Source organism: Rhodococcus sp. USK10 (genome assembly GCF_019378875.1).
GTDB lineage: Bacteria > Actinomycetota > Actinomycetes > Mycobacteriales > Mycobacteriaceae > Rhodococcus_F > Rhodococcus_F pseudokoreensis.
The window spans coordinates 2,392,953-2,418,796 of sequence record NZ_CP076048.1 but is presented as its reverse complement, the minus strand read 5'-3'; the positions used below and the strand labels follow the sequence as shown (position 1 = coordinate 2,418,796).

At 69.0% G+C, this 25,844-nt stretch carries 27 protein-coding genes and 2 riboswitches; of the genes, 24 read left to right on the top strand and 3 right to left on the bottom strand.

The genetic code is table 11. The features are described from left to right. Positions 1-20 precede the first annotated feature (20 nt). Both I1A62_RS18185 and I1A62_RS18180 read left to right on the top strand, forming a co-directional pair. On the top strand, positions 21-440 hold the full coding sequence (locus I1A62_RS18185; protein ID WP_124394963.1) for a rhodanese-like domain-containing protein: 420 nt from the start codon (positions 21-23) through the stop codon (positions 438-440). Further along, the gene (locus I1A62_RS18180) at positions 437-1,660 is read left to right on the top strand and encodes an O-succinylhomoserine sulfhydrylase (protein WP_124394932.1); all 1,224 of its coding nucleotides are present in this window, start codon (positions 437-439) and stop codon (positions 1,658-1,660) included. Before I1A62_RS18185 ends, I1A62_RS18180 begins: the two co-directional genes overlap by 4 nt. 11 nt (positions 1,661-1,671) lie before the next feature. Here I1A62_RS18180 and I1A62_RS18175 read toward each other — a convergent pair whose 3' ends face one another. After that, the gene (locus I1A62_RS18175) at positions 1,672-1,992 is read right to left on the bottom strand and encodes a type VII secretion target (protein ID WP_219459333.1); all 321 of its coding nucleotides are present in this window, start codon (positions 1,990-1,992) and stop codon (positions 1,672-1,674) included. Positions 1,993-2,085: 93 nt separating this feature from the next. Here I1A62_RS18175 and I1A62_RS18170 point away from each other — a divergent pair, with 93 nt between their 5' ends. The 4 genes from I1A62_RS18170 (at position 2,086) to I1A62_RS18155 (ending at position 5,833) form a co-directional block, all read left to right on the top strand. Next, entirely contained in the window at positions 2,086-3,744 is a 1,659-nt protein-coding gene (locus I1A62_RS18170; protein ID WP_219459332.1) for an alpha/beta hydrolase, read from the top strand. Between the two features lie 11 nt (positions 3,745-3,755). After that, positions 3,756-4,274 carry an LppA family lipoprotein gene (locus tag I1A62_RS18165; protein ID WP_257890835.1) on the top strand — a complete coding sequence of 173 codons (519 nt, stop codon included), beginning with the start codon at positions 3,756-3,758 and terminating at the stop codon, positions 4,272-4,274. Between the two features lie 78 nt (positions 4,275-4,352). Next, positions 4,353-4,817: a hypothetical protein gene (locus tag I1A62_RS18160; protein ID WP_308340768.1), complete on the top strand. Its 465-nt coding sequence runs from the start codon at positions 4,353-4,355 to the stop codon at positions 4,815-4,817. Beyond that, complete coding sequence (locus I1A62_RS18155) at positions 4,790-5,833, top strand: IS3 family transposase (RefSeq protein WP_257890617.1); 1,044 nt, start codon at positions 4,790-4,792, stop codon at positions 5,831-5,833. The genes I1A62_RS18160 and I1A62_RS18155 overlap by 28 nt, the downstream gene beginning before the upstream one ends. Before the next feature lie 16 nt (positions 5,834-5,849). On the opposite strand, the gene I1A62_RS18150 is transcribed toward I1A62_RS18155, so the two are convergent. Both I1A62_RS18150 and I1A62_RS18145 read right to left on the bottom strand, forming a co-directional pair. After that, positions 5,850-6,641, bottom strand: a complete 792-nt coding sequence (locus I1A62_RS18150) for an HAD-IIA family hydrolase (protein ID WP_005562415.1) — start codon at positions 6,639-6,641, stop codon at positions 5,850-5,852. A gap of 76 nt (positions 6,642-6,717) precedes the next feature. Beyond that, a complete protein-coding gene (locus tag I1A62_RS18145) occupies positions 6,718-7,485 on the bottom strand; it encodes a sulfite exporter TauE/SafE family protein (protein WP_219459330.1) in 768 nt (255 codons plus the stop codon). A 211-nt stretch (positions 7,486-7,696) separates the two neighbouring features. Beyond that, positions 7,697-7,793: riboswitch (SAM riboswitch) on the top strand. Positions 7,794-7,800: 7 nt separating this feature from the next. Here I1A62_RS18145 and I1A62_RS47240 point away from each other — a divergent pair. The 18 genes from I1A62_RS47240 (at position 7,801) to I1A62_RS18065 (ending at position 25,802) form a co-directional block, all read left to right on the top strand. Further along, positions 7,801-7,875, top strand: a complete 75-nt coding sequence (locus I1A62_RS47240) for a putative leader peptide (protein ID WP_369426197.1) — start codon at positions 7,801-7,803, stop codon at positions 7,873-7,875. 147 nt (positions 7,876-8,022) lie between these two features. Beyond that, a complete protein-coding gene (locus tag I1A62_RS18140; RefSeq protein ID WP_219459329.1) occupies positions 8,023-9,015 on the top strand; it encodes an amino acid ABC transporter permease in 993 nt (330 codons plus the stop codon). Continuing rightward, on the top strand, positions 9,012-9,794 hold the full coding sequence (locus I1A62_RS18135) for an amino acid ABC transporter ATP-binding protein (RefSeq protein WP_124394938.1): 783 nt from the start codon (positions 9,012-9,014) through the stop codon (positions 9,792-9,794). Before I1A62_RS18140 ends, I1A62_RS18135 begins: the two co-directional genes overlap by 4 nt. Positions 9,795-9,830: 36 nt before the next feature. Beyond that, positions 9,831-10,802, top strand: coding sequence for an ABC transporter substrate-binding protein (locus tag I1A62_RS18130; RefSeq protein WP_124394939.1), 972 nt, complete (start codon positions 9,831-9,833; stop codon positions 10,800-10,802). A gap of 12 nt (positions 10,803-10,814) precedes the next feature. Beyond that, positions 10,815-11,351 (top strand): GNAT family N-acetyltransferase, encoded by a 537-nt coding sequence (locus I1A62_RS18125; protein ID WP_124394940.1) that lies wholly within the window; start codon positions 10,815-10,817, stop codon positions 11,349-11,351. Next, positions 11,348-12,409, top strand: a complete 1,062-nt coding sequence (locus I1A62_RS18120; protein WP_124394941.1) for an LLM class flavin-dependent oxidoreductase — start codon at positions 11,348-11,350, stop codon at positions 12,407-12,409. Before I1A62_RS18125 ends, I1A62_RS18120 begins: the two co-directional genes overlap by 4 nt. Beyond that, positions 12,406-13,464, top strand: a complete 1,059-nt coding sequence (locus I1A62_RS18115; protein WP_219459328.1) for an LLM class flavin-dependent oxidoreductase — start codon at positions 12,406-12,408, stop codon at positions 13,462-13,464. The genes I1A62_RS18120 and I1A62_RS18115 overlap by 4 nt, the downstream gene beginning before the upstream one ends. A 15-nt stretch (positions 13,465-13,479) precedes the next feature. Beyond that, a complete protein-coding gene (locus tag I1A62_RS18110; protein ID WP_124394943.1) occupies positions 13,480-14,874 on the top strand; it encodes an NtaA/DmoA family FMN-dependent monooxygenase in 1,395 nt (464 codons plus the stop codon). Between the two features lie 47 nt (positions 14,875-14,921). Next, a riboswitch (SAM riboswitch) is annotated at positions 14,922-15,015 on the top strand. Between the two features lie 4 nt (positions 15,016-15,019). Further along, positions 15,020-15,103, top strand: a complete 84-nt coding sequence (locus I1A62_RS47235; protein ID WP_310794466.1) for a putative leader peptide — start codon at positions 15,020-15,022, stop codon at positions 15,101-15,103. Positions 15,104-15,258: 155 nt separating this feature from the next. Next, entirely contained in the window at positions 15,259-16,890 is a 1,632-nt protein-coding gene (locus I1A62_RS18105) for an ABC transporter substrate-binding protein (RefSeq protein WP_219461254.1), read from the top strand. Between the two features lie 3 nt (positions 16,891-16,893). Then, complete coding sequence (locus tag I1A62_RS18100) at positions 16,894-17,886, top strand: ABC transporter permease (protein WP_219459327.1); 993 nt, start codon at positions 16,894-16,896, stop codon at positions 17,884-17,886. Continuing rightward, complete coding sequence (locus I1A62_RS18095) at positions 17,879-18,799, top strand: ABC transporter permease (protein ID WP_219459326.1); 921 nt, start codon at positions 17,879-17,881, stop codon at positions 18,797-18,799. Before I1A62_RS18100 ends, I1A62_RS18095 begins: the two co-directional genes overlap by 8 nt. Beyond that, positions 18,796-20,454: an ABC transporter ATP-binding protein gene (locus I1A62_RS18090; RefSeq protein ID WP_219459325.1), complete on the top strand. Its 1,659-nt coding sequence runs from the start codon at positions 18,796-18,798 to the stop codon at positions 20,452-20,454. Before I1A62_RS18095 ends, I1A62_RS18090 begins: the two co-directional genes overlap by 4 nt. Continuing rightward, complete coding sequence (locus I1A62_RS18085; RefSeq protein WP_219459324.1) at positions 20,447-21,583, top strand: LLM class flavin-dependent oxidoreductase; 1,137 nt, start codon at positions 20,447-20,449, stop codon at positions 21,581-21,583. Before I1A62_RS18090 ends, I1A62_RS18085 begins: the two co-directional genes overlap by 8 nt. 4 nt (positions 21,584-21,587) lie before the next feature. After that, on the top strand, positions 21,588-22,952 hold the full coding sequence (locus tag I1A62_RS18080; RefSeq protein WP_219459323.1) for an NtaA/DmoA family FMN-dependent monooxygenase: 1,365 nt from the start codon (positions 21,588-21,590) through the stop codon (positions 22,950-22,952). After that, a complete protein-coding gene (locus tag I1A62_RS18075; RefSeq protein WP_219459322.1) occupies positions 22,949-23,746 on the top strand; it encodes a DUF1684 domain-containing protein in 798 nt (265 codons plus the stop codon). The genes I1A62_RS18080 and I1A62_RS18075 overlap by 4 nt, the downstream gene beginning before the upstream one ends. A gap of 2 nt (positions 23,747-23,748) precedes the next feature. Beyond that, positions 23,749-24,663, top strand: coding sequence for an LLM class flavin-dependent oxidoreductase (locus I1A62_RS18070; protein ID WP_219459321.1), 915 nt, complete (start codon positions 23,749-23,751; stop codon positions 24,661-24,663). After that, positions 24,660-25,802: an LLM class flavin-dependent oxidoreductase gene (locus I1A62_RS18065; RefSeq protein WP_124394951.1), complete on the top strand. Its 1,143-nt coding sequence runs from the start codon at positions 24,660-24,662 to the stop codon at positions 25,800-25,802. Before I1A62_RS18070 ends, I1A62_RS18065 begins: the two co-directional genes overlap by 4 nt. Positions 25,803-25,844: the final 42 nt, after the last annotated feature.

Below are 25,844 nucleotides of genomic sequence, written 5' to 3'. Positions count from 1 at the left end.
GGTTGTGAAAAGCTGACATGGTGAGTTACGCAGGCGACATAACGCCGGAGCATGCCTGGGAGCTGCTCCGCGACAATCCCGACGCTGTGCTGGTGGACGTGCGGACGGACGCCGAGTGGAAATACGTCGGAGTCCCCGACACGACCTCCCTCGGGCGGAAGACCGTGCTGATCGAATGGGTCAGCTACCCGACGGGCAGTCGTAACGACAACTTCGTGGACCAGCTGAAGGAGGCCGGGATCGCGGGCGGCGAGAGTGCCCCGGTGATCTTCCTGTGTCGTTCCGGCCAGCGGTCCATCGGTGCGGCGGAAGCCGCGACAGCGGCGGGCATCGGCCCGTCGTACAACGTGCTCGACGGTTTCGAAGGCGGCCTGGACGCCGACGGTCATCGTGGGGCGGTCGGCTGGCGGGCTCTGGGCCTGCCGTGGAGGCAGTGGTGAGTGCAATTCCTCGAGGCGGCGCGTTTCAGAAGGCGCTGCCGGACGACATCGGCCAGGGCACGATCAGCGTGCGCGGAGGAACCCTCCGTTCCGGCTTCGAAGAGACGTCCGAAGCGATCTTCCTGAACTCCGGGTTCGTGTTCGAGAGCGCGGGAGCGGCCGAGGCGTCGTTCACCGGCGACATCGACCACTTCGTCTACTCCCGGTACGGCAACCCCACCGTGAAGATGTTCGAGGAGCGGCTGCGCCTGATCGAGGGCGCGGAGGCCTGCTTCGCCACCGCCAGCGGAATGTCCGCGGTGTTCACCGCCCTCGGTGCGCTGCTGAAGGCGGGCGACCGCCTCGTCGCGGCGCGCAGCCTGTTCGGCTCCTGCTTCGTGGTGTGCAACGAGATCCTGCCCCGCTGGGGCGTGGAGACGGTGTTCGTCGACGGTGAAGACCTCGACCAGTGGGAGAAGGCTCTGTCCGAGCCGACCACCGCGGTGTTCTTCGAGACGCCGTCGAACCCCATGCAGACACTCGTGGACGTGCCCCGGGTGGCGGAACTCGCGCACGCCGCCGGCGCCAAGGTCGTGCTCGACAACGTGTTCGCGACCCCGCTGCTGCAGCGCAGCCTGGAACTGGGCGCCGACATCGTCGTCTACTCCGGCACCAAGCACATCGACGGTCAGGGCCGCGTGCTCGGCGGGGCGATCCTCGGGCCGAAGGACTACATCGAGGGTCCCGTCCAGAACCTCATGCGCCACACCGGGCCGGCACTGAGCCCGTTCAACGCGTGGACGCTCCTCAAGGGGCTCGAGACGATGCCGATCCGCGTGCGGCACTCCGTCGGCTCGGCACTGGAGATCGCCCAGTTCCTCGAGGGCCACTCCGCCGTCGACTGGGTCAAGTACCCGTATCTCGAGTCGCACCCCCAGTACGACCTCGCCAAGCGGCAGATGAGCGGCGGCGGCACCGTCGTCACCTTCGCACTGAACGCGTCCGAGAGCGACGCGAAGAAGCGGGCATTCGAACTCCTCGACGGCCTACGACTGGTCAACATCTCCAACAACCTCGGCGACTCCAAGTCCCTCATCACGCATCCCGCCACCACCACCCACCGGGCCATGGGTCCGGAAGGCCGTGCGGCAGTGGGCATCACCGACGGCGTCGTCCGGCTGTCCGTCGGACTCGAAGACACCGCCGACCTCCTGACCGACCTGGAGCAGGCACTGGGATAGGCCCGGAGGGCCTAGAGGTCGAGGCTCGTGGCCTGCGCGACCGCGTGGAGGCGCTCGGCGGTCGCGGCGTCCTGGGTGTCGTACCGGCGGGCGCACTCGACGAGTGTCGCGGACATTTCGGCGAGGGTGCGCTGCAACGACTCCCGCCTGCCGTCCAGGTAGGACGTGAACCGGGCGAACCCGGCGCCGGCCGCCTCCGGCCACGCCGCCCCCGAGTCGGCGACGGCAACGTCGATGGGGTTCAGCCGCGAGAGTGCTTCGTCGAACAGGGCGTCGAGCTGACCGGCCGCTGCGCGCAGGGTACCGGTGTCGACGTGGGTGGAACCGCTCATTTTCGATCCTTCGTGTCGGTCGAGACGAGATCGGACTCCCGCGGACGCGATCGATCCGCTAGGGTACGGGCATTATGCATCCTGGGGGGGATCGTGAATCTGAGGGACATAGCCCAGTGGGACGTCCGCGCGCTGCAGACCGTGCAACGGTCGCTGTCCGAGCGGGCGGCGACCATCGCGTTCGTGCAGGACGGTCTCGCCGACATCGGCCGGTTACCGACATGGCAGGACGACGCCGCGGACGCCGCACGTCGGCGGTTCCGGACCGCCGCCGATGATCTGAGCAGGGAGTCGGCTGCGGTCGCCGTCGTCGAATCGTTGGCCCGCGAGTTGTTCGACGCGGTCACGCACCTGCAGACCGAACTCGACGGCGTCCGGGACACTGCTGTCGCCCACGGTATGGCCCTGTCGGACAACGGTGACGTTGCGGACGCGGTCGACATCCCGGACGCGGCGGGGCGCGAGGAACTCCGCGCCGAACTGGGTGCCGCGGCCCGGGCGTTGATCCTGCAGGCGGAGGACCTCGTCGCCGACGCGGCGGCCGTCCTGACGCGGGCCGCGGACGGCGCTGTCGAACCCGGTGAGGTGGGTCGAGGACTGTCCGCCCCGGCGCCTCCGCCGGACGGCTCCCCGCTGGCCAACCGCGAGTACTGGGACGCCCTGCCCGCAGCCCAGCGGCGGGAGGTGATCGAATTGCATCCCGACTGGGTGGGCAATCGCGACGGCATTCCGTCCGCGGTGCGGCACGAGGCGAACGTGAGCCGATTCGCCGACGAGCGGTCGCGGTGGGAGCTGGAACGGGACCGTCTCCGGGAGAGGCTGGACCACAACGTGTTCGGTGGCGCATTCACCGACGACGATGCGCGGCTGTGGTACGCCGAGCAGAAGCTGCGCGACCTCGACGACCTCGAGTCGCTCGTCCGCGACCACCCGGACGGCAGGCTGATGTTGCTGGACCTGCAGTCGGGTGAACGGACGATGGCCGCCTTCGCGCTCGGCGACCCGGACACCGCCGATCACATCTCCGTCACCACCCCGGGTATCGACACCACTGTCGGCTCCCTCGCCGGAATGACCGACGAGGCGTCGGCGCTGAAGGCGGAAATCGAACGGCAGCTGGACCTTTCCGGCCGAACCGACGACACGGTGTCGACGATCGCGTGGCTCGGGTATCAGCCGCCGACCACCACCGGTCCGGGCAATTACGACGTCCCGTTCCTCGACCAGAACGTCGGGCGCGGATGGCTCCTCGACGCGTGGCAGTCCGACCGCGCGACCGCGGGAGCCCCGAAGCTTGCCTCGTTCTACGAGGGCCTCGACGTCGCCTCGCAGACGCCGGATCCGCACATCACCGCCCTCGGACATTCGTATGGTTCGTACACCCAGGGCCTGGCCCTGCAGGACGCGGGACCGCGGCTGCCTGTGGACGACGCCGTGTTCTACGGTTCGCCCGGCTTCGATGCGAACGACGAATCGGACCTCGGGCTGGCACCCGGCCACGGGTTCGTGATGCGCGCGCACGACGACCCGATCACCCTGGCGGACGGGTTCGGCCGGCTCGGACCCGATCCGGTGCAGACCGACCTCGAGCAACTGTCGGTGCGTGAGGCGACGACCCCCGACGGTGTCCGGCGGGAAGATGCGAACGGGCACAGCGAATATCCACGGCCGAGCGACAACGGCGAACTTCGGGCGTCCGGCTACAACATGGCCGTGATCGCGGCGGGTCTGCCGGAACTGGCGCTCCGGTGACGATCCGGTGGGTGACGAGAACGTTCGCCGTGATCGGCGCGGCGATCCTGACGAGCGGATGTGGTGGCGTGACGGACAACCCGTACAACTTCGGCGACGAGGAGATCGCGGCGGCGGCGGAGAGCCTGAGCGGAAGGCCGACGCTAGCCGTCACCGAGCGACACGTCACCGATGCGCTGGTGCGGATCAGTGAAGCCGTCGGCGCGATCGCTCCGGATGTCCGGTGGCGGTGGCATCGTGAACGCAGGCAGGGCGGCGGATGCCCCGGACCGTATGCCTACACGGAGGGGCAGTCCGTCACCACGCGAGCGCTACTGTCCGACAACCCGATCCGCGACGCCGACTGGCCCGCGGTGCTGGCGGCCGCCCACGCGGTCGCCGCCGACGCCGGGATGGATCGGCTCGACGTCCACGTCGACGAGCCCGGACGTCACGATGTGACGTTCGCCGGCGAAGACGGGAACCGGATCACGTTTGGGACGTACAAGGCAGCCTCCCTCCGGGGCATCACTGGCTGCCGCCACCCGTGAGTACTTGTTAACGTCGGGCGCTGGCTGTCAGCATGGTCGTGAGACACCTGGCAGTCAGCGTGGGGAGCGGAGTTCCCTGTGACCGACATCGACAGCTTTCCGATCGGGCGTGGTCCGACGGGTAGGCGTTCGTTTCCGATCGCGTTCCGGATCGAGGTGCTGCGCCGGTGGGACGAGTGCACCGAGCACGGCGCCAAGACGCGCCTGCTGCGTGAGTTGAACCTGAGCAAGAACCACGTCACTGCGTGGCTTCGCGCGCGGGAGAGCGGACAATACACGCAGGCGATGGTCGCCGCGGCAGAGAAGTCGAGGAATTGGATGGACAGTCGGGATCGGGCCGAGCTGGCGCGGCTGCGCCGGGAGAACACACGGCTCAAGGCCCAGGTGGAACAGGCGGAGACCGCCCAGGAGATCCTGGGAAAAGCGTTCGAGTTCTTGCAGGGGATCACCAAGCGCTCGAACGAGGACCCATCTGCGATCCCACCGGCGTTGATGAGCGCGAACGAGTACGCGCAGTGGCTCGAGCGAGAGAAGCTGTCCTGATCGACACCGTCGGGGTGTTGGTCCGGGACGCGGCGATGCCGGTCACCGCGGCGTGCGCCCTGCTCGGTGTGCCGCGGTCGAGTTACTACCGGCGCACCCGCGGTTACCGGCACTACGTTCCGGTCACCGAGCCGGTCCCGCACGTTCAGCGGCGGCAGCCCGCCGCGTTGTCCGACGACGAGCGCGCCCGGATCGTCGAGTTGATCCTGGCCGAGGAGAACACGGATCTGTCTGTGGTGCAGGTGTATTGGCGTTCTTTCGACGCCGGGTTCGTCGCGTGTTCGGAGTCGACGTTCTACCGGGTGGCGCGTGCGCAGAACTTGACCGGGGACCGTCGCCGCACCCGGCGGGCCACGGCCGCGGCCCGCCGGGCACCGGTCGCCCGGGCCGGTCGGGCCGGGCAGTTGTGGTCGTGGGACATCACGATGTTGCACGGTCCCCGCAAGCAGGACAGGTATCTGCTGTACCTGGTGATGGACGTGTTCTCGCGGTTCCCGGTGGCCTGGCGGATCGAGTACGCCGAGGTTCCCGAGTTGGCGGTGCAGATGTTCGCCGAGGCGTTCGAGGCGTTCGGGGTGCCCGAGGTGGTGCATGCCGACAATGGTCCGTCGATGCGCTCACATGCCCTGATCGCCGCCCTCGACGAGGCGGGCGCGTGCCGGACCTACTCACGACCGAGGGTCAGCGATGACAACCCGTTCTCCGAGTCGCTGTTCAAGACCATCAAGTACGACTTGTCGTGCCCGCTTCGGTTCGACGACATCGACCACGCGCGGCGATGGACCGAGACGTTCATGACCCGCTACGCGCTCGAACACCGGCACAGTGCCCTGGGCCGGCACACCCCCGCATCGGTGTTCCTCGGCCTCGACACCGAGGAACACCGCCGCCGACAGCACCGGCTGGACCAGATCTGGGCCGAACACCCCGAACGGTTCCGCGGCCGACCCCTGGCACCACACCCGCCACAACCGACAGGCATCAACATCAACCAGAACCTGTCTCAGACAGGTTGACAACTACCGCGGGCGGTTAAGAAGTACTCACGGGCGGCGGAGCCGCATCGCCGAACGGATCCGACGTGCGGCCGACCAGGTCGGCGACCGATTTGAGCACCGCGGTGGGGCGGTAGGGGAACAGTTCCACCGAATCCCGCGTCGAGATTCCGGTGAGGACGAGGATGGTCTGCAGCCCGGCCTCGAGTCCGCAGACGATGTCGGTGTCCATGCGGTCACCGATCATCAGCGTGTTCGCGGAATGTGCGCCGATGGCCCGCAGCGCCGAGCGCATCATCAGGGCGTTCGGCTTGCCCACGTAGTACGGGTCGCGGCCGGTGGCCCGGCTGATCAGTGCCGCAACGGATCCTGTGGCCGGCAGGGAACCCTCGCGCGACGGCCCGGTGGGGTCCGGGTTGGTGGCGATGAAACGAGCGCCTCTCTCCACCAGTCGAATTGCGGTGGTGATGGCCTCGAAGGAGTACGTGCGGGTCTCGCCGAGGACCACGTAGTCGGGATCGTTCTCGGTGAGGACGTATCCGATGTCGTGCAGTGCGGTGGTGAGCCCGGATTCGCCGACGACGTATGCGCTGCCGCCGGGGCGCTGGTTCGCCAGGAACGTCGCGGTGGCCAGGGCGGACGTCCAGATCGATTCCTCGGGAATGTCCAGGCCGGTGCGGAGCAGCCGGGCGCGGAGATCGCGCGGAGTCCTGATGGAATTGTTGGTCAGGACGATGAACGGGGTACCGGACTCCCGGAGTTCGGCCAGGAACAGGTCGGCGCCGGGGACCAGATGTTCTTCGTGGACGAGAACGCCGTCCATGTCCATGAGATAGGTCCAGCCCGGGTGCTCTACTTCGTTGCTCACCGACTCAGTATGGGGGAGCGGGAGGGTGCATGCGTGACTATGCGAGCAGCCGGAACAGGCCGATGAGACCGACGACGACGATGGTTCCCCGCAGTGCGGTGGGGGACAGGCGGCGGCCGTAGCGGGCGCCGAGGACGCCGCCGATCAGCGAGCCCACCGCGATGAGGCCGGCGGCTGCCCAGCTGATCCGGTCGAAGGCCACGAGGGTGTACGCGGTCGCGGCGACGACGTTGACGATGAGCGACAGCAGATTCTTCGCGCCGTTCATCCGTTGCAGGCTCTCCGGCAGGATCGCGCCCATCACACCCATCAGCAGAATGCCCTGCGCAGCGGTGAAGTATCCGCCGTACACGCCGACGGCGAACGTGCCGACGGTCAGCAGGGTGAGTCGCGCCGTGCTCAGGCCCGCCTCGTGGCTGCCACGCTGCTTCGCCCAGGCCTGGATCTTCGGCTGCAGCACCACCAGGATCAGGGCGAGGATCAGCAGCACCGGGACGACGAGTTCGAACACCGTTTCGGGGAGGTGCAGCAGCAGCCACGAGCCGAGAATCGCACCGCACAGGGACGCCGGGATCTGCCACCGCAGCCGCGGCCCCTGCCCGGCCAGCTCCCGCCGGTACCCCCACGTGCCGGATACGCCACCGGCGACCAAGCCGATCGCGTTCGACATCGTGGCGGTCACCGGAGGGAACCCGAAAGCCACCAGGGTGGGGAAGGTGATGAGCGTGCCGCTGCCGACGATGGCGTTGATCGCGCCCGCGCCGACGCCGGCTACCAGGATCGCGATGACTTCGAGTGGTGTCACCGAGGCGACGTTACAAGGGCCTCGGACGGCCCGGCAGCCGGGTCACACGACCGCGAAGAAACAGGGCTGCGCGTCCATTGAACCGCATGGATCGCCGCCTGTCAGCACTTCTGCGCACGGTGATTCTTGCATCCGCGCGACGCCATTTCCCCTGTGTTGCAGGGAAATACCCCGTGTTGACGACGTCCGGGAATGCGGCTAGTGTTCGCTTCAACCATCCAGAGCGACCGAGAGACCTGGCTCGTTGACGTCGCAGCAACCCTTCCGAATTTTTCGGGTGCGGGTGCTACCGCCGGGATCGATGGAAGGCAGCACATGAACTACCCCGCGCGCCCTGCGTGGCGCAGACGGCACATCGACCTGTGCCGTACCACCTCCTGCCACTGTTGACGAGGTCTCACCGCACGCTCACCGGGTAAAAACGCCAGGTGAGCGCCTGACGCGCGCCCGCATCCCGCGGAAGACGCGCCCTCTTCCCCGTCCTGTCTCCAGGTGAAAGGCCGCCTCAGTGATGTCTGTTCTCAGTGGTGAGCGAGCGTGAGCGCCCCCGTCCGGGCGCGTTCGGCCGCGCCCCTCGATTCCGAACCGTCCGGCAATGGTGACCGGCCCGCGGACGCCGCGCTGGAGGTCGCACGGCGGTGGCACCCGTGGCGGTGGGTGGTCAGCGCCGCCGTGCTGGTGCTGCTCGCCCAGTTCGTCCACGGCCTCGCCACCAACCCGGGGTGGGACTGGGCGACGTTCGCCAAGTACTTCACCGCCGGGTCCGTGCTGCAGGCGCTGTGGATGACGGTGAAGCTGACACTTTGGGGGACGGTCCTCGGATTCGCGCTCGGTGTGGTGCTGGCGGTCAGCCGACTGTCGCACAACCCGGTGCTGCAGGTGATCGCCTGGGTATACATCTGGGCGTTCCGGTCGATCCCGCTGATCGTGCAACTCCTGTTCTGGTTCAACATCACGTACCTGTATCAGACTCTGTCGCTGGGTATTCCGTTCGGACCGGGCTTCTTCACGTTCGAGGTCAACGGCGTCATCAGCGGCTTCACCGCCGCCGTCATCGGTCTGGCGCTGCACCAGGCCGCGTACTCCGCGGAGATCATCCGCTCCGGCATCATCTCGGTGGACCACGGGCAGATCGAGGCGGCGCAGTCGCTGGGCATTCCGCGTCGTCGCCAGTTCTTCAAGATCGTTCTGCCCCAGGCGATGCGCGGCATCCTGCCGAACGCCGCGAACGAGGTGATCAGCCTGTTCAAGGGCACGTCGATCGTGTCGACCATGGCGATCGCGGAACTGTTCTACCAGGTTCAGGTGATCTTCGGCCGCAATGGTCGCGTCGTGCCCCTGCTGATGGTCGCGACCATCTGGTACATCATCCTGACCACGCTGTTGTCGATCGGTCAGTACTACGTCGAGCGGCACTACGCGCGCGGATCGGCTCGGGCGCTGCCCCCGACTCCGTGGCAGAAGGTCACCCGGAAATTCGCCGAGATCCGCGACGCCGGCGTCTCCGTACCGAGAGGGGCCACGAAATGACCACCGACACCCAGCAGGCGGAGTTCGCGGTGGAGGTCCGCGGAGTCCACAAGTCCTTCGGCGCACTCGAAGTCCTCCAGGGTGTGGACCTGCTGGTCCGCAAGGGTGAGGTGACGGTGATCCTGGGCCCGTCGGGTTCCGGCAAGTCCACGCTGCTCCGCACGCTCAACCACCTGGAGAAGGTCGACCGGGGCACTGTCCGGATCGACGGCGACCTCATCGGCTACCGGCGCAAGGGCAACAAACTCCACGAACTGCGGGAACGCGACATCCTGAGGCAGCGGTCCCGGATCGGATTCGTGTTCCAGAACTTCAACCTGTTCCCCCACCTCACGGTGCTGGAGAACGTGGTCGAGGCACCGGTGTCGGCGCAGGGCCGCGACCGGGCCGAGGTCGAGGCCGAGGCGATCGCTCTGCTGGAACGGGTCGGCGTGGGTGACAAGGCCCACGAGTACCCGCGGCAACTGTCCGGCGGCCAGCAGCAGCGGGTCGCGATCGCCCGGGCTCTCGCGTTGCGCCCGGCCGTGATCCTGTTCGACGAGCCCACGTCGGCGCTCGACCCCGAACTGGTCGGTGAGGTCCTCGCCGTCATCAAACAACTGGCACGCGACGGCGCCACCCTCGTCATCGTCACCCACGAGGTGGGTTTCGCGCGGGAGGTCGCCGACACGGCCGTCTTCATGGACGGCGGCGTCGTCGTGGAGCAGGGCCCGCCCTCGCAGGTCATCGACGACCCGCAGCACGACCGCACCAAAGCTTTCCTCTCCCGAGTTCTCTGACCTCCACACTCCGGTGTGGATCCCCGAAAGGCGCACATGTCCACCGCACGGTTCCGTAAGACGATTCTGGCCTCGGCCCTCACCACCGTCGCGCTCCTCGCCGCCGCGTGCGGTGGCGGCGACGTCGAGGACGAGGGGGCGGGGCCGACCTCCGCCGCCGGCTACAACCTCACCGCGGATCAGAATCGCGTCACCACCGACGAGGTCGAATCGATCGCGGCGAAGGTTCCCCAGCAGATCCGCGACCGCGGCACGCTCATCGTGACGGGCAGCGCCGGTTCTGCCCCGCCGCTGCGGTTCTACGCCGACGACGACAAGACGCTCATCGGCACGGAGACGGACTTCGCGTACCTGATCGGCGACGTTCTCGGTCTGAAGGTCGACCTCCAGGCGGCGGACTGGGCGCAGAACTTCGTCCGGATCGACTCGGGGGAGGCTGACGCCTTCATCTCCAACGTCACCGTCACCGAGGAGCGGAAGGAGAAGTACGACTTCTCGACCTACCGCCTCGACACGGTCGCGTTCGAGACGAAGAAGGACAGCGGAATCCAGATCAAGGAACCCAAGGATGTCGCGGGCCTGAAGGTTGCCGTCTCCTCTGGCACCAATCAGGAAGCGCTGCTGGTGAAGTGGAGCGAGCAGAACGTCGCGGCCGGACTCGAGCCCACCGACATCACGTACTACCAGAACACCACCGACTACTACCTGCCGCTCGCGTCGGGGCGGATCGACGCCTACTTCGGGCCCAACCCATCCTCGTCGTTCCACGTGGCACAGGCCGGGGAGACCGAGATCGCCGGAACGTTCTCCGGGGCGGGCGACGCACTCCAGGGTGAGATCGCCGTGCTCACCAAGAAGGACAACGGTCTGATCACCGCAGTCAACGAAGCCATCAACCATGTCATCGAGAACGGCACGTACGCACAGGTCCTCGACCGTTGGAACATCGCGAACGAGGCCGTGAACACGTCGGTCGTCAACCCGCCCGGGCTCCCGAAGACCAGCTGACAAGGAGGAACCGTGAGCGAGAGGACCGACCCCGTGCAGACCGTGTTCGTCGATCAGACCGATCCACTGGCCGCGCCGCTGCTCGAAGAACTGGCGACCGAATACAGCACTCGGTACGGGCGCTCCCGGGACCAGATGTACGAGGACCTCAGCACCTATCCGGCAGAGGAGTTCGCCGCACCGGGGGGCGCGCTGCTCGTCGTGGTCGAGGACGGGACGTCGGTGGCGGGCGGGGCCTTCCGCCGCTACGACGACTCGACCGCGGAACTCAAGCGGATCTGGACCTCGTCCTCGCACCGCAGACGCGGACTCGGCCGCATCGTGCTGCGGGAACTCGAGGCCGAGATCGTCCGGGCCGGTTACTCGCGCATCTTCCTCACCACCGGGCCGCGGCAGCCCGAGGCGGTGGCCCTGTACCTGGCCGCGGGGTACACGGCGCTGTTCGATCGCTCACTCCCACCGCAGGACGTCGGAATCCACGGGTTCGAGAAGCTCCTGCACACCGCCCTGCCTTCCGACTGCGCCGCAAAGGAGTACGAGTCCGTATGAAGTTTCTGCTGATGAGCCTGATCACTCACCAACCGGATCCGGTGACCGGGGAGGAGATCGGCACCGCGGCCAGGCTGCGGGAGGTCGTGGACTCCGCCGTCCTCGCCGAGCAACTGGGGTACGACGGTTTCGCGGTGGGCGAGCGCCACGAACATCCCTTCCTCTCCTCCTCGCCGCCCGTGGTGCTCAGCGCCATCGCGGCGCGGACCAGCACCCTGCAATTGTGGACCGCGGTGACCACGCTGAGCCTGCTCGACCCGGTCCGTGCATTCGAGGACTACTCGACGCTCGACAACCTGTCGGGTGGCCGGCTGCAGCTCATCATCGGCAAGGGAAACGGCACCGCGCAGGCACAGCTGTTCCACGTCACACGAGACGACCAGTGGGACCGCAACCGCGAAGGGTACGAGCTGTTCCGGCAGTTGTGGGAGAGCGAGGACGTCACCTGGGAAGGCGCGTTCCGGCCGTCGCTCGAGCACGCCGTCGCCCTGCCCCGACCGCTGCAGCCGCGGATCCGGATCTGGCACGGCAGTGCGACGAGCAAGGAGTCGGTGGATCTCGCGGCCCGCTACGGTGATCCGATCTTCTCCGCGAACGTGACGTACCCCATCGACTCCTACGCCGAACTCGTCCGGCACTACCGGGAACGGTGGACCCATTACGGCCACGATCCCGCCGACGCCCTCGTCGGCGCCGGGACCGCCGGGTTCTACGTCACACCGAACTCGCAGGACGCACTCGACGTGTGGCGCCCGATTCACGCCGCCCGGCTCGACTTCGCCCGCCGGGCAGGACTTCCGGTGGTGTTCGAGACCCTCGAGGACTTCGTCGACCGCAGTTCCGCGCTGATCGGCAGCCCGCAGCAGGTGATCGACAAGGTGCAGCGTTACCACGAGCAGTTCGGCCACGAGGTGATCCACCTGAGCGCCGACCGCGTCGGCAGCGACAAGCAGCACCGCGAGAGCCTCGAGCTGTTCCAGGCCGAGGTGGCGCCCGCGCTGCGCGAGACCATTCCGAGCCGCCCTCTCGCGGCCGACACAGAGGAGCGACAGGCATGAGCCTGCATCTGGGCATCGAACTCGACGGCGAGGGAACGCATCCCGAGGCGTGGCGGCGCGCCGCACACTCACCCGACCGGTTGCTGACCGGGCGAACGGTGGCGGACCGGGTCGCGGCAGCAGAGAACGCCGGTTTCACATTCGCGTCCTTCGACGATTCGCTGCTGCCACCCGGCGCCGACGGTGCACCCGTCGGCCGTATCGACGCCGTGAACCGCGCCGCGTTCGTGGCCGCGACCACCAGCACGATCGGCCTCGTACCGGTGGTCGGCACCACCTACGCCGAGCCGTTTCACACGTCGTCCCAACTCGCGACGCTCGACTACGCGTCGCGGGGCCGCGGCGGCTGGATCGCCGCACGCGACGCCGACCCGCGGGTCGCGGGGGCACTGGGCCGGACCGAGGTCACCGCACCCGCCGACCTCGCGCGGGAGGAGCGGGACGCGATCGCCGTGGTCCGGGACCTGTGGGATTCCTGGGAGGACGACGCGGTGATCCGCGACTATGCCACCGGCCGTTTCGTCGACCGCGACCGGCTGCACTACATCGACTTCCAGGGTGATGCCTACTCGGTGAAGGGTCCGGCGATCGTCCCGCGACCGCCGCAGGGGCAACTGGTGGTGTTCGGATTCGACGGGCAGACCGATCCGTCCGAGGTCGACGTGGTGCTGGTGTCCGGGGCGACAGCCGGTGACATAGCCGACGCGGCCGCACGGGCGAAGGACTCCGGGGCGACGTTGGTGTTCGCCGAACTCGACGTGGCGCTCGGCGCAGGCACTCCCGCCCCGTCGAGCGGACGGCTCTCGTTCGCCGGCGAGGCCACCGGACTGGTGGAACTGCTGCGCACACTGGATTCGCACGTCGACGGTGTGCGCCTGCATCCCGCCGTGGTCGACGAGGACCTTCCGGTGTTGGCGCGGTACGTGATCCCGGCGCTCCTGCGCGCCGGTGTCGCGCACCGTCCCGTTCCCGGTTCGACTCTGCGCAGCACGCTCGGCCTCGACCGCCCCGTCAACCGATTCCGGGCCGAGCGCCTCGAAGAATCCTCTCGCTGAAAGGTTGTGGAGATCATGACCGACAACTCGTACGCCCGACCCGGTGCCCAGGTGCATTTCGGTGTCTTCTTCCACGGCGTCAACCACACGACGATCTGGTCCGATCCGACCAGCGGATCGCAGATCGACTTCGAAACGTTCCGGCGGGTGGCACACACCGCCGAGCGGGGCCTGTTCGATGCCTTCTTCCTGGGTGAGGGTCTGCGCCTGCGGGAACAGGAAGGCAAGATCCTCGATCTCGACATCGTGGGCAGGCCGGACGCGATCACCCAGCTGTCGGCGCTGGCCGGCATCACCCGGCGCATCGGGCTGGTGGCCACCCAGAACACCACCTACAACGAACCGGCCGACCTCGCCCGGCGACTGTCCGGGCTGGACCTGCTGTCCGGCGGACGCGCCGGCTGGAACGCCGTCACCACGGACAACGCGTGGACCGGGGAGAACTTCCGGCGCGGCGGCTTCCTCGATCACGCCGACCGGTACGAACGGGCCGGGCAGTTCCTGGGCGTCGCCCGGGCGATCTGGGACGCGTGGGCCGACGGCGCCGTCGCGACGAGCACCGAGGCGCCGTCCTGGGCCACCGCGGGCAGTGTGGAGGACGTGTCGCGGCGCACGTCGCAGTTCGACGTCACGATCACCCCCACCCTGCCGCGCAGCGCCCAGGGCCATCCCGTCATCTTCCAGGCCGGCGACTCACCGGCAGGCAGGGACTTCGCGGCCACGCACGCCGACGTCATCTTCTCCCGGCACGGAACCCATTTCGACGAAGCGCTCGCTTTCGCCGACGACATCCGGGCGAGACTGCGCCGCGCGGGGCGCCCCGAGGACGACGTCAAGATTCTGCCGGGCACCCAGATCGTGCTCGCGGAGAACGCGTCCGAGGTGGAGGACAAGGTCCGCTGGGTCCGCGAAGGCCAGTACACCGGGCAGACGGCGCTGTCGCTGGTCGGGCAGGTGTGGGGCCGCGATCTTTCCGATCGCGACCCGGACGGTCCACTGCCCGACTTCGATCCGGTGCCCGCACCGATCTCCGTCACCCGCGGGGCCGCCCGCGACGGCAAGGACCCGCTCGCCATCGCCCGCGAGTGGCGGGCCCTGGCGGAGGCGCAGAACCTGTCGCTGCGGCAGGTCGCGATCGCGACGACTCAGCGGTCCGGTTTCGCGGGTACCCCCGGGCAGGTCGCCGACGAACTCACCCGGTGGGTGCGCAGTGGCGCGACCGACGGATTCAATGTTTCGCCCTATCTGGTGCCCACCGGGCTCGACGAGATCGTCGACCTGCTCGTGCCCGAACTGCAGGAGCGCGGTTCGTACCGAACGGAATACGAAGGCTCCACCCTGCGTGAGCATCTCGGTCTGCGCCCGCCGCTGTCGCGACGGGAACTCCCGCCCCGGCAGGCAGTCGGGTAGCGGGGGGCCGTGTGGCGCGACGACCGGCGATCTCTTACACTCGGTAACGACCATCCAGAGCGACCGAGAGACCTGGCTCGTTGACGTCGCAGCAACCCCCCGCCCTGCGGGTGCGGGTGCTACCGCCGGGATCGATGGAGGAACGATGTTGACCGAAGGCTTCGTGAGCGCCTGGGGGCGTCTGCACGTCGATCTCTGCCGGCTGTCCACCTCGATCTGTCACAGCTGACCTGACACCCCGGGACCTTTCCGGGGTTCCTGCTCTACACACCGCATCCGCGTCGGATCCGGTGTCCCTCGCCTTTCTGTGCGCGTGAGCGCTGCCCACTCGACGGGTAGCGCGCACGGCACTTCTTCGAGATCACGGAGTTCTCGGTGCCATCAGTGCCTTTGTCCTCGTCCCACCGCGGCCGCATCGCGGCAGGTATCGGCGCCGCCGCCGTGCTGGCCACGGCGCTCACCGCCTGCGGTGGCGGCTCCAGCAGTTCCTCCGCGGACGCGGGCCCGCCCCAGCCCGGCGGCACCCTCCGCTACGGCCTGTCCCAGGCACCCACGTGCGCCGACCCCGCGCAGTCGGGCACCAACCAGACGATCTACGTGGCCCGGCAGGTGGTGGACTCGCTCACCGACCAGGACCCGGAGACGGGCGAACTGAAGCCGTGGCTGGCCGAGAGCTGGGACACCGACGCCGACGCGTCCTCCTTCACGTTCCACCTGAAGGAGGGGGTGACGTTCAGTGACGGAACACCTTTCACCGCGGAGTCGGTGAAGAAGAACCTCGACGCCATCGTGAACACCCTCACCGGGGCCAAGGCCGCACTGGGCGCCAGCTACCTCACCGGGTACACGGGCACCACCGTCATCGACCCGCAGACCGCACAGGTCGACTTCGCCGCACCCAACGCGCAGTTCCTCCAGGCGTCGTCCACCCCGCAGCTCGGCATCCTGTCCGACGCGTCCGTCGCGAAGTCCGCCGAAGAGCGGTGCACCGGCAACATCTCGGGTACCGGGCCGTTCACGTACGCCGACTACCAGCAGGACAAGTCGGTCACCCTCGCCAAGCGCGCCGGATACAACTGGGGTTCCGACGTGTTCGGCCACGACGGCGAGGCCTACCTCGACACCATCGAGTTCACCGTCGTCCCCGAATCCGGTGTCCGCACCGGCAGCCTGTCCTCGGGACAGCTGGACGCGATCAGCGACGCGCTGCCGCAGGACGCCCCGCAGATCGAAGGAGCGGGCGGACAGGTGCTCACCACGTCGAATCCCGGAACTCCGTTCGGCTTCCAGCCCAACGTGACCCGCGGACCGCTGGTGGACCCCGCCGTGCGCAGCGCTCTGGTCCCGGCGATCAACCGGCAGGAACTGGTCGACACCGTGCTCGGCCCCAACTTCAAGCCGGCCACCAGCACCCTGGCCAGCCGCACCCCGGGCTACGTGGCACTGCCGGACGTGACGTACGACCCGGAGAAGGCGAAGTCGATCCTGGATCAGGCGGGCTGGGTGCCCGGCGCCGACGGCATCCGCGAGAAGGGTGGTCAGAAGCTCGCCTTCCCCGTGCTGTTCAGCTCCGTGTTCGCCGGCAACCAGGCCATCCTCGAACTGGTGCAGCAGCAGCTCAGAGCGGTGGGAGTGGACCTGCAACTCGACCTCGTGTCGACCCCGGAAGCCACCGCCCGCCAGAATTCCAAGGATTTCGACGCCACCTACTACAACAGCACTCGCGCCGACGGTGACATCCTGCGCACCCAGTTCGGACTCGAAGGCCGCAACCTGAACAGCCGCGGCCCGATTCCCGCGCTCGACGACGTGCTGGCGAAGCAGCTCGCCACCACCGATCCCGCCGCGCGGAGCGCGCTCGTCGCCGACGCCCAGCAGCAGGTCCTCGACAACGGCCTGTGGATCCCCACGGTGGAGTTGTCGCAGGCGATCGGCGCGGGCCCGAACGTGCAGGACCTGAAGTTCGAGGCCTCGGCCCGGCTCCAGTTCTTCGACACCTGGATCAGCGGACGCTGAGCCATGATTCGCTACCTCGGACTCCGCGTGCTGCAGGCGATCGCCGTCCTGTGGGCGACGTTCACCGTGTCGTTCGCCGTGCTGTTCCTCCTGCCGTCCGACCCGGTGAGCATCGCCGTCGACTCGGCGTCCACCGGAACGACGGTCGACGCGGCCGCCGTCGCGGAACTGCAGGCGCGGTACGGGCTCGACCAGCCGGTGTGGGTGCAGTACTGGAACTCCCTGAGCCACGCCGTCCGCGGTGACTTCGGGTACTCGATCGCCACCGGGCAATCGGTCACCGAGGCCATCGGCAACGCGGTGCCCAGCACACTCGCGCTGGCGTCCACGGCGCTGATTTTCGCCGTCGTGTTCGGGGCGGGGGTCGCATTCCTCGCCACCTACACGCGGGTCCACTGGGTGCGGAACCTGCTGTTCTCCCTGCCCCCGCTCGGTGTCGCGGTGCCGACGTTCTGGGTGGGTCTGATCCTGCTGCAACTGTTCTCGTTCCGGCTGAAGGCGTTCCCGGCGTTCGGCGACCAGGGGGTCGCGACGCTGGTGCTGCCCGCGGTCACACTCGCGCTCCCGACCGGGGCCGTGATCGCCCAGGTGCTCGCGGCGAGTCTGCAGACCACGTGGCGGCAGCCGTTCATCGAGGCCGCGCGGGCGAAGGGGGCGTCCCGCTGGCAGATCCAGACCCGGCACGCGCTGCGCCTGTCGAGCATTCCCGCGTTCACCATCGCCGGTGTGCTCGTCGGCAATCTGCTCGCCGGATCGGTCGTCGTCGAGACGGTGTTCTCCCGCGCCGGGGTGGGGCGGCTCACCCAGACTTCCGTGATGGCCCAGGACATTCCGGTGGTCCAGGGCATCGTGGTGCTGAGCTCCCTCGTCTACGTCCTCGTCAATCTCGCCGTCGATCTGCTTTACCCGCTGATCGACCCCAGGATCGTCGAGGGCAGGCGGAGTTCCGAGCGCAGCGACACCGTCGAGCGGGAAGAGGAGAAGGTTCATGTCTGACATCCTCACCAGAGAACTGATCGAGGAGGCCGAGGGTTTCGGCCCTCCGCCGGTCGAAACGCCTCCGACAGTCGCGCCCCGTCCGCACGGTCGCGGACGCCGCGTCGCGGCGTGGTGGCGTCGCAACCTCGTGCTCGTCGCCTCGGCGGCGGTGCTCCTCGGAGCGGTCGGATTCGCGGTGGAACCGTCGGTGTTCGCGAGCGGTGACCCGCTGGTCGGGGTGCCCGCGCAGAAACTGCAGGCGCCGAGTGCCGCGCACTGGTTCGGTACCGACAACATCGGCCGCGACGTCTACACCCGGGTGGTGCACGGAGCCGGATTGTCGCTGACCGCAACGCTGCTGGCAGTAGGCATCGCACTGGTGGCCGGCTCGCTGATCGGACTGCTGTCCGGCGCCCTCGGCGGCACACTGGACGCCGTCCTGATGCGGATCGTCGACGTCCTCCTGTCGATCCCCGCGCTGCTGCTGTCGCTGGCGCTGGTGACCGCACTGGGATTCGGCACGGTCAACGTCGCGATCGCGGTGGGAGTGTCGCTGATCGCGAACTTCGCGCGCGTGATGCGGTCGGAGGTGCTGCGGGTGCGGCGGTCGCTGTACGTCGAGGCCGCGTTCGCGTCGGGTGTCCGCTGGCACACGGTTCTGCGCCGCCACGTGCTGCGGAACTCCTACGCGCCCGTCTTCGCCCTGGCTGCGGTCGAGTTCGGCATGGCGGTCCTCGCGGTGTCTTCGCTGAGCTTCCTCGGATTCGGCGCGGTGCCGCCCACCCCGGAATGGGGCTCGCTGATCTCCGAGGGACGGAACTACCTCGCCACCGCGTGGTGGATGACAACCCTGCCCGGACTGGTGATCGTGGCCGTCGTGCTGTCGGCGCACCGGCTCGGGCATGCACTCGAACAGAGAGAAGTGCGATGAGCGCGAACGACACTCCGCTGCTGCAGGTCTCCGGACTGCGGGTGGCGTACGGAAGCGCCGGCGAACCCGTCGTGGCTGTCAAGGGCGTCGACCTCACGGTCTCGCGCGGTGAGGTGGTGGCCGTGGTCGGCGAGTCCGGCTCCGGGAAATCCACCACGGCGCACGCCATTCTCGGACTGCTCAGCGGATCCGGGCGGGCCGTCGCCGGCACCGTCACGTTCGACGGTGAGCGACTCGACACCAAGTCGGAACGCGCACTCGAACGGGTCCGCGGCGCCCGGATCGGGCTGGTTCCGCAGGATCCGACGACGTCGCTCAACCCCGTCCTGCGCGTCGGCGCCCAGGTGGCGGAGGTGCTCCGGATCCACGGTCTCGCCGACCGGCGGACGGCAGGCATCGAGGCGGTACGCATTCTCGCCGAGGCCGGGATCGACGAACCCGAGGTGCGGGCGCGGCAGTACCCGCAGGACCTGTCCGGCGGGCAACGGCAACGTGTCCTGATCGGGATCGCGCTGGCGTGCAGTCCCGAACTCGTGATCGCCGACGAACCGACCAGCGCCCTCGACGTCACCGTGCAGCGCCGGATCCTCGATCATCTCGACGCGCGGATCGCCGAATCCGGCACCGCGGTCCTGCTGATCACGCACGACCTGGGTGTCGCGGCCGACCGGGCCGACCGGATCGTGGTGATGAGCCAGGGCGAGGTGGTGGAAGCCGGCCCCACCCGTCAGATCCTCGAGAACCCACAGCACGAATACACCCGCACCCTGCTGGCCGCGGCGCCGAGCCTGTCGGTGGGACAGGAACGCGCCCGCGGTGAGGAGTCGGGCAGCGCCGGCCCCGACGTCCTGCTGCGCGTGTCCGGGGCGTCCAGGACGTTCCGGATCGACCGGCGCACGTCCATCGACGCCGTCCGGGACGTGTCGTTCGAGGTTCCCCGCGGGCGCACCCTGTCGCTGGTGGGGGAGTCCGGGTCGGGCAAGTCCACGGTGGCCCGGATCGCGATCCGGTTGGAGTCGCCCACCGCGGGCCGCGTCGAGTTCGACGGCCGGGACATCACCGCCCTGCGCGGCGGCGCGCTGCGGGCCCTGCGCCGGCGGGTGCAGATCGTGTACCAGAACCCGTACGCCTCCCTCGATCCCAAACTGGCGATCGCGGACATCGTCGCGGAACCGCTCGGTGCGTTCGGTGTCGGAACCCGGGCGGAGCGGGCCGCGCGGGTGGCCGAACTGCTCGAACAGGTGGCGTTGCCGCGTACCTACCTCGAACGCCGGCCGGCCGAACTGTCCGGCGGGCAACGACAGCGGGTCGCGATCGCCCGCGCGCTCGCTCTGCGCCCCGAACTCGTGGTGCTGGACGAACCGGTGTCGGCCCTGGACGTCTCGGTGCAGGCGCAGATCCTCGGACTGCTCGAGAGTCTGCAGCAGGACCTCGGGCTGAGTTACCTCTTCATCTCGCACGACCTCGCCGTGGTCCGGCAGATCAGCGACACGGTCGCGGTGATGCGGTCCGGCCGCATCGTCGAATCGGGCACCGCGGCCGACATATTCGACAACCCGCGCCACGACTACACCCGGCAGCTGCTCGACGCCATCCCGGGACGGTCCGTCGGGCGCCCCCGTTCTGCACAGCTGGAGGAATCGATTCATGCCTGAGGCACACCGTCCCCTCGTCGCCGTCGATCTGTACGGCACCGGAATTCATCCGCAGTCCTGGCGTCGCCAGGACTCGCGCGCCGAGGACCTCTTCACCGCCGCCTACTGGACCGGACTGATCGGACAGGCCGACTCGGCCGGAGTGGACCTCGCGTTCGTCGGCGATTCCTTCGCGATCGCCACCACCGGACATGCCGATCAGCGTGGGCAACTGGACGCCGTGGCGATCACCGCCCGGGCCGTCGCGTCCACCGAGCGCATCGGCCTCGTCCCCACGGTGACCGTCACGCACACCGAACCGTTCCACGTGTCCAAGGCGATCGCCAGCCTCGACCACGCGTCCGGCGGTCGCGCCGGGTGGCAGGTGGACGTGTCCCCCGGTCAAATCCAGGCGGATCTGTTCGGGCGCAAGGACGCGCAGGACGCCGAGAATCTGTGGGCGGAGGCGGCCGACGCGATCGAGGTGGTCGGCCTGCTGTGGGACAGCTGGGAGGACGATGCCGAGATCCGCGACGTGGCCACCGGCCGTTTCATCGACCGGGACAAGCTGCACTACGTCGATTTCGAGGGCGACCACTTCTCCGTGAAGGGTCCGTCGATCACGCCGCGGTCGCCGCAGGGACAGTCGCTGATCGTGATCGCTGCGCGGGACGAGTACTCCACCCGGGTCGCCGCCGCCCGCGCCGACGTGATCCGCATCGCCGCGCCCACCGTGGACGCGGCGCGCGACGTCGCGGCCCGGGTGCGGCGTGCTGCGGCCGAGGCCGGTCGCGACCCCGCGACGCTGCGGATCCTGCTCGACGTCGAGGTGGTGATCGCCGAGACCGCCGACGCCGCCGAGCGTGATCTCGCGCAACTCGATAACTGGTCCGGAGCCCGGTACGAGCCGGCGTCGGTTCTCTACCGCGGCGACGCGCCGGGAGTGGCCCGGCTGATCACGGATGTGGCGGCCACCGGGGACGTCGACGGCGTCACCCTGCGGCCGCTGGCGCTGCCGTCGGGCCTGGACGCGATCACCGGGGACGTCCTGCCCCTGCTGGGCTCGGGCGACCCGGCCCCGGGCGGCGGACTGCTCCGGGAACGACTCGGCTTCACCCGTCCCGCCAACCGCTTCGCCGGACAGGACTGACATCATGAGCAACCAGCGCAAGCAGATTCACCTCGCCGCACACTTCCCCGGCGTCAACAACACCACCGTGTGGAGCGACCTCGAATCGAAGAGCCAGATCGACTTCGCGTCGTTCGTGCACCTCGCGGAAACGGCCGAACGCGGCCTGTTCGACTTCTTCTTCCTCGCGGAGGGCCTGCGCCTGCGTGAGCACCGCGGCCGGATCCACGACCTCGACGTGGTGGGCCGCCCCGACACGTTGACGGTGCTCGGCGCACTCGCCGGCGCGACCACCCATCTGGGCCTGGCCGGGACGATCAATACCACGTTCAACGAACCGTACGAGCTGGCACGGCAATTCGCCTCACTCGACCACCTGTCCGACGGCCGGGCCGCCTGGAACATGGTGACGTCCTCGGACGCGTTCACGGGGGAGAACTTCCGGCGCGGAGGATATCTCGACAAGGCCGACCGCTACGTCCGCGCCGGCGAAGTGATCCAGGGCGCCCGAAAGTTCTGGGACAGCTGGGATCGGGACGCACTGCAGATCGACCGCACCCGGGGAGTGTTCGCCCCGGACCAGTCGATCCGCGAGGTCACGCACTCCGGCGCACAGTTCGACATCCGGGGACGCTTCACCGTTCCCCGGAGCCCACAGGGGCACCCGGTGCTGCTGCAGGCCGGCGATTCCGACGAGGGCCGTGAATTCGGCGCCGCCCAGGCCGACGCGATCTTCACCATCCACGGATCGCTCGAGGACGGCCGGAAGTTCTACTCGGACGTCAAGGGCAGGCTCGCGAAGTACGGGCGCAGCCACGACGACCTCAAGGTGCTGCCCGCCGCGACGTTCGTGCTGGGCGACTCCGCGGCGGACGCGGCCGAACGCGCCGACCACATCCGGCATCAGCAGGTGGGACCGCAGACCGCGATCGCGTTCCTCGAACAGGTCTGGGGGCGTGATCTTTCCGGGTACGACCCGGACGGACCGCTACCGGACGTCGAACCAGCGGAAGACTCGACCATCACCCGCGGCCGGGTCCGCCACGCGAAGGACCCGCGCGAGATCGCGGGCCAGTGGCGGGCGATGGCGGAAGCCGAGAAACTGAGCATCCGGGAACTGATCATCGCCGTCACCACCCGCCAGCAGTTCGTCGGAACCCCCACCCAGGTGGCCGAGGAGATCGACCGCTACGTCCAGGCCGACGCGTGCGACGGCTTCATCCTGGTACCGCACCTCACCCCGGCCGGGCTGGACGAGTTCGTCGAGAAGGTGGTCCCGGAGTTGCAGAACCGCGGCAGTTTCCGCTCCGAGTACTCGGGAACGACCCTGCGCAGCCATCTCGGACTGCGCCATCCGCATCATCAGACAGAAGGAGTTCGGGCATCATGACCGCAGTCACCGAAGACGCGACATTCGAGCAGGGCTGGCAGGACTGGCATTCGGCGCGCGAGGACTACTTCCGCGAACCGCTGGGCTGGCTGAGCCTCACGGCGCTGCACTGGCTCGTCGAGACCGACACCACGTTCCCCGACCTGCCCGGCAAGTGGCGGGCCGACGCGGACGGCCTGATCGTCACGGCCCCGGCCGACGCCGGTCTCGAGATCGACGGCGAGACGGTCGACGGCACGGCGACGCTCGCACCGCAGGAGGGCGCCCCCGGCCTGCTCGTACGCCACGGCAATCGCACCGTCGAGGTGATCCGCCGGACCGGCGACGTCGCCCTGCGGATCCACGACCCCGAGGCCGCCACCCTCGCCGCGTTCACCGGCATCCCGGCGTTCCTCCCGGCACGGCAGTGGGCGGTGCCCGCAACGTTCACGCCGTTCCCGCAGTCCCGCGTCGTGACGACGGGTGCCGTCGTCGAAGGGCTCGAGCACCACCACACGGCACTGGGGTCGCTCGCCTTCGAGTACGACGGCGCCGCACACGAACTCGTCGCGTTCGCAGGCAAGGACGGTGGGCTGCAGGTGCTGTTCACCGATGCCACCAGCGGGGTCACCACGTACCCCGCGGCACGGTCACTGGCCGTCGACGTCCCCGCCGCGGACGGCAGGGTGACCCTCGACTTCAACCGGGCATCCAACCTGCCGTGCGCGTTCACCGACTACGCCACCTGCCCGGTCGCGCCCGCCGAGAACCGGCTGACGCTCGCGGTCGAGGCCGGCGAGAAGAACCCGCGGTAGGCATGACCGACAAGCAGGTCGTGCTCGGGGCGGCGGCGCCCGCGGGCCGGATGGATTTCGCCGTCCTCGCGGACGCCGCCCGCACCGCGGAACGGGGACGGTTCGACTTCTTCCTCGCCGACGGCGTCATCGCGGCGAACGCGCTGGCCGGATGCACGGACGCGGTGGGGCTCGCGGCGACGCTGGACACGACCTCCGCCGAACCGTTCGACGTGGCCCGCCGGTTCGCCTCGCTCGATCACCTGTCCGGCGGCAGGGCGGCGTGGAACACCGTGGCCCCTGCCGGCGGGCGGGCCGGCGAGTTCGTCGGCACCGCCCGCACCCTGTGGGATTCCTGGGCCGAGGGCGTCGTGACCCTCGACCGCGGCGCGGGGCGGTTCGTGTCGGATCCCACCGCGGGCGCGTTCTATCACCGGGGCAGGCACTTCGACATCGGGGGACGCTTCACCGTCCCCCGCAGCCCGCAGGCGCAACCGGTGGTGATCGTGTCCGGCGACGGCCCGGAAGCCCGGGATCTCGCCGCCCGGCACGGCGACGTGATCATCGCTCCGCTGGGCACGTTCGAGTCCGCTCGCGCCGCCTACACCGACGTCGCGCGCCGGACGGTCGACGCAGGCAGGCCCGCCGGTGCGGTGAAGGTCCTGTTCAGTGCGACGTTCGCGGGCACCCCCGCATCCGTCGCGGACCGGATCGTCCGGTGGGTCCGCGAGGACGCCGCGGACGGGTTCGTCCTGCCCTCCCTTCCCACCCCGGTCGGACTCGACCCGTTCGTCGACACGGTGGTGCCGTTGCTGCAGGACCGTGGTGTTCTGCGCACCGACTACACCACCGCCACGCTGCGGCAGCACCTCGGACTCGGTGCCCCGCCCAGCCATCGTGCCGTCAATCCCCGCTCTCTCCAGAAAGTGCCCTCATGACCACTCCGTTGTCCGTTCTCGATCTGTCGCCCGTCAGCGAGGGCGCCACCGCCCGCACGGCGCTGCGGAACACCGTCGACCTCGCCCAGCACGCCGAGGCGTGGGGATACAAGCGGTACTGGGTGGCCGAGCACCACTTCGTCGGTGTCGCCAGTTCCTCGCCGGCCGTGCTCGTCGGGATCCTCGCCGCGGCGACCAGCACGCTCCGGATCGGTGCCGCCGCCGTGCAGCTGGGGCACACCACCGCGGCCGCCGTCGTCGAGGCGTTCGGCACAGTCGACGCGCTGTACCCGGGTCGCCTGGACCTCGGGCTCGGGCGGTCGGGCCAGCGGCGGGCCGAGGCGTTGAAAGCGGTTGCCGAACGCAACAACCAGCCGGCCCCGTCTCGCCGGGAGACCGAGATCCGCGACGGCGTGGTGATCCCGGCGCCGTTCGACCCGTCCGGGCTCCTGCTGTCCCCCCGGCTCGCGGCGGCGCAGTCGGTGCTGCAGCAGCCCGGCGCGCTGTCGCCCGCATTCGACCAGCAGGTCGACGACATCCTGGCACTGCTCGGCGGCACGTACCGCACCCCGGACGGGATCGAGCTACACGCGAGCCCCGGTGAGGGCGCGGACGTCGAGGTGTGGGTGTTCGGCAGCAGCGCCGGTCCGAGCGCCGAACTGGCAGGCCGGCTGGGGCTGCCGTTCGGCGCGAACTATCACGTGAGCCCGTCGACGACCATCGAAGCGGTCGAGGCCTACCGCGCCGCATTCCGCCCGTCGCCGAGTCTGCCGAAGCCGTACGTCGTCGTCTCCGCCGACACGGTCGTGGCGGAGGACGATGCGACCGCGCAGGAACTGGCGTCGACGTTCGGGCACTGGACGCACAGCATCCGTAGTGGGCACGGCGCGATCCCGTACCCCGATCCCGCACACACCGCACCGCTTGGCGAACCGGAACGCGCGCTCGTCGAGGACCGGCTGATCACCCAGTTCGTGGGCGCGCCGGCCACCGTCGCGGACAAGCTCGACAGTTTGCGAAGGCTCACCGACGCCGACGAACTGGTGATCACCAGCGTCACCCACGATCACACCGACCGGTTGCGCTCCTACGAACTGCTCGCGGCCGAGTGGGGGCTGCCGGGGCTGCTCGCCGCCTGAGAGCACGATGATTGAACGCTGGTCCAATTGGGAATCCCTGGC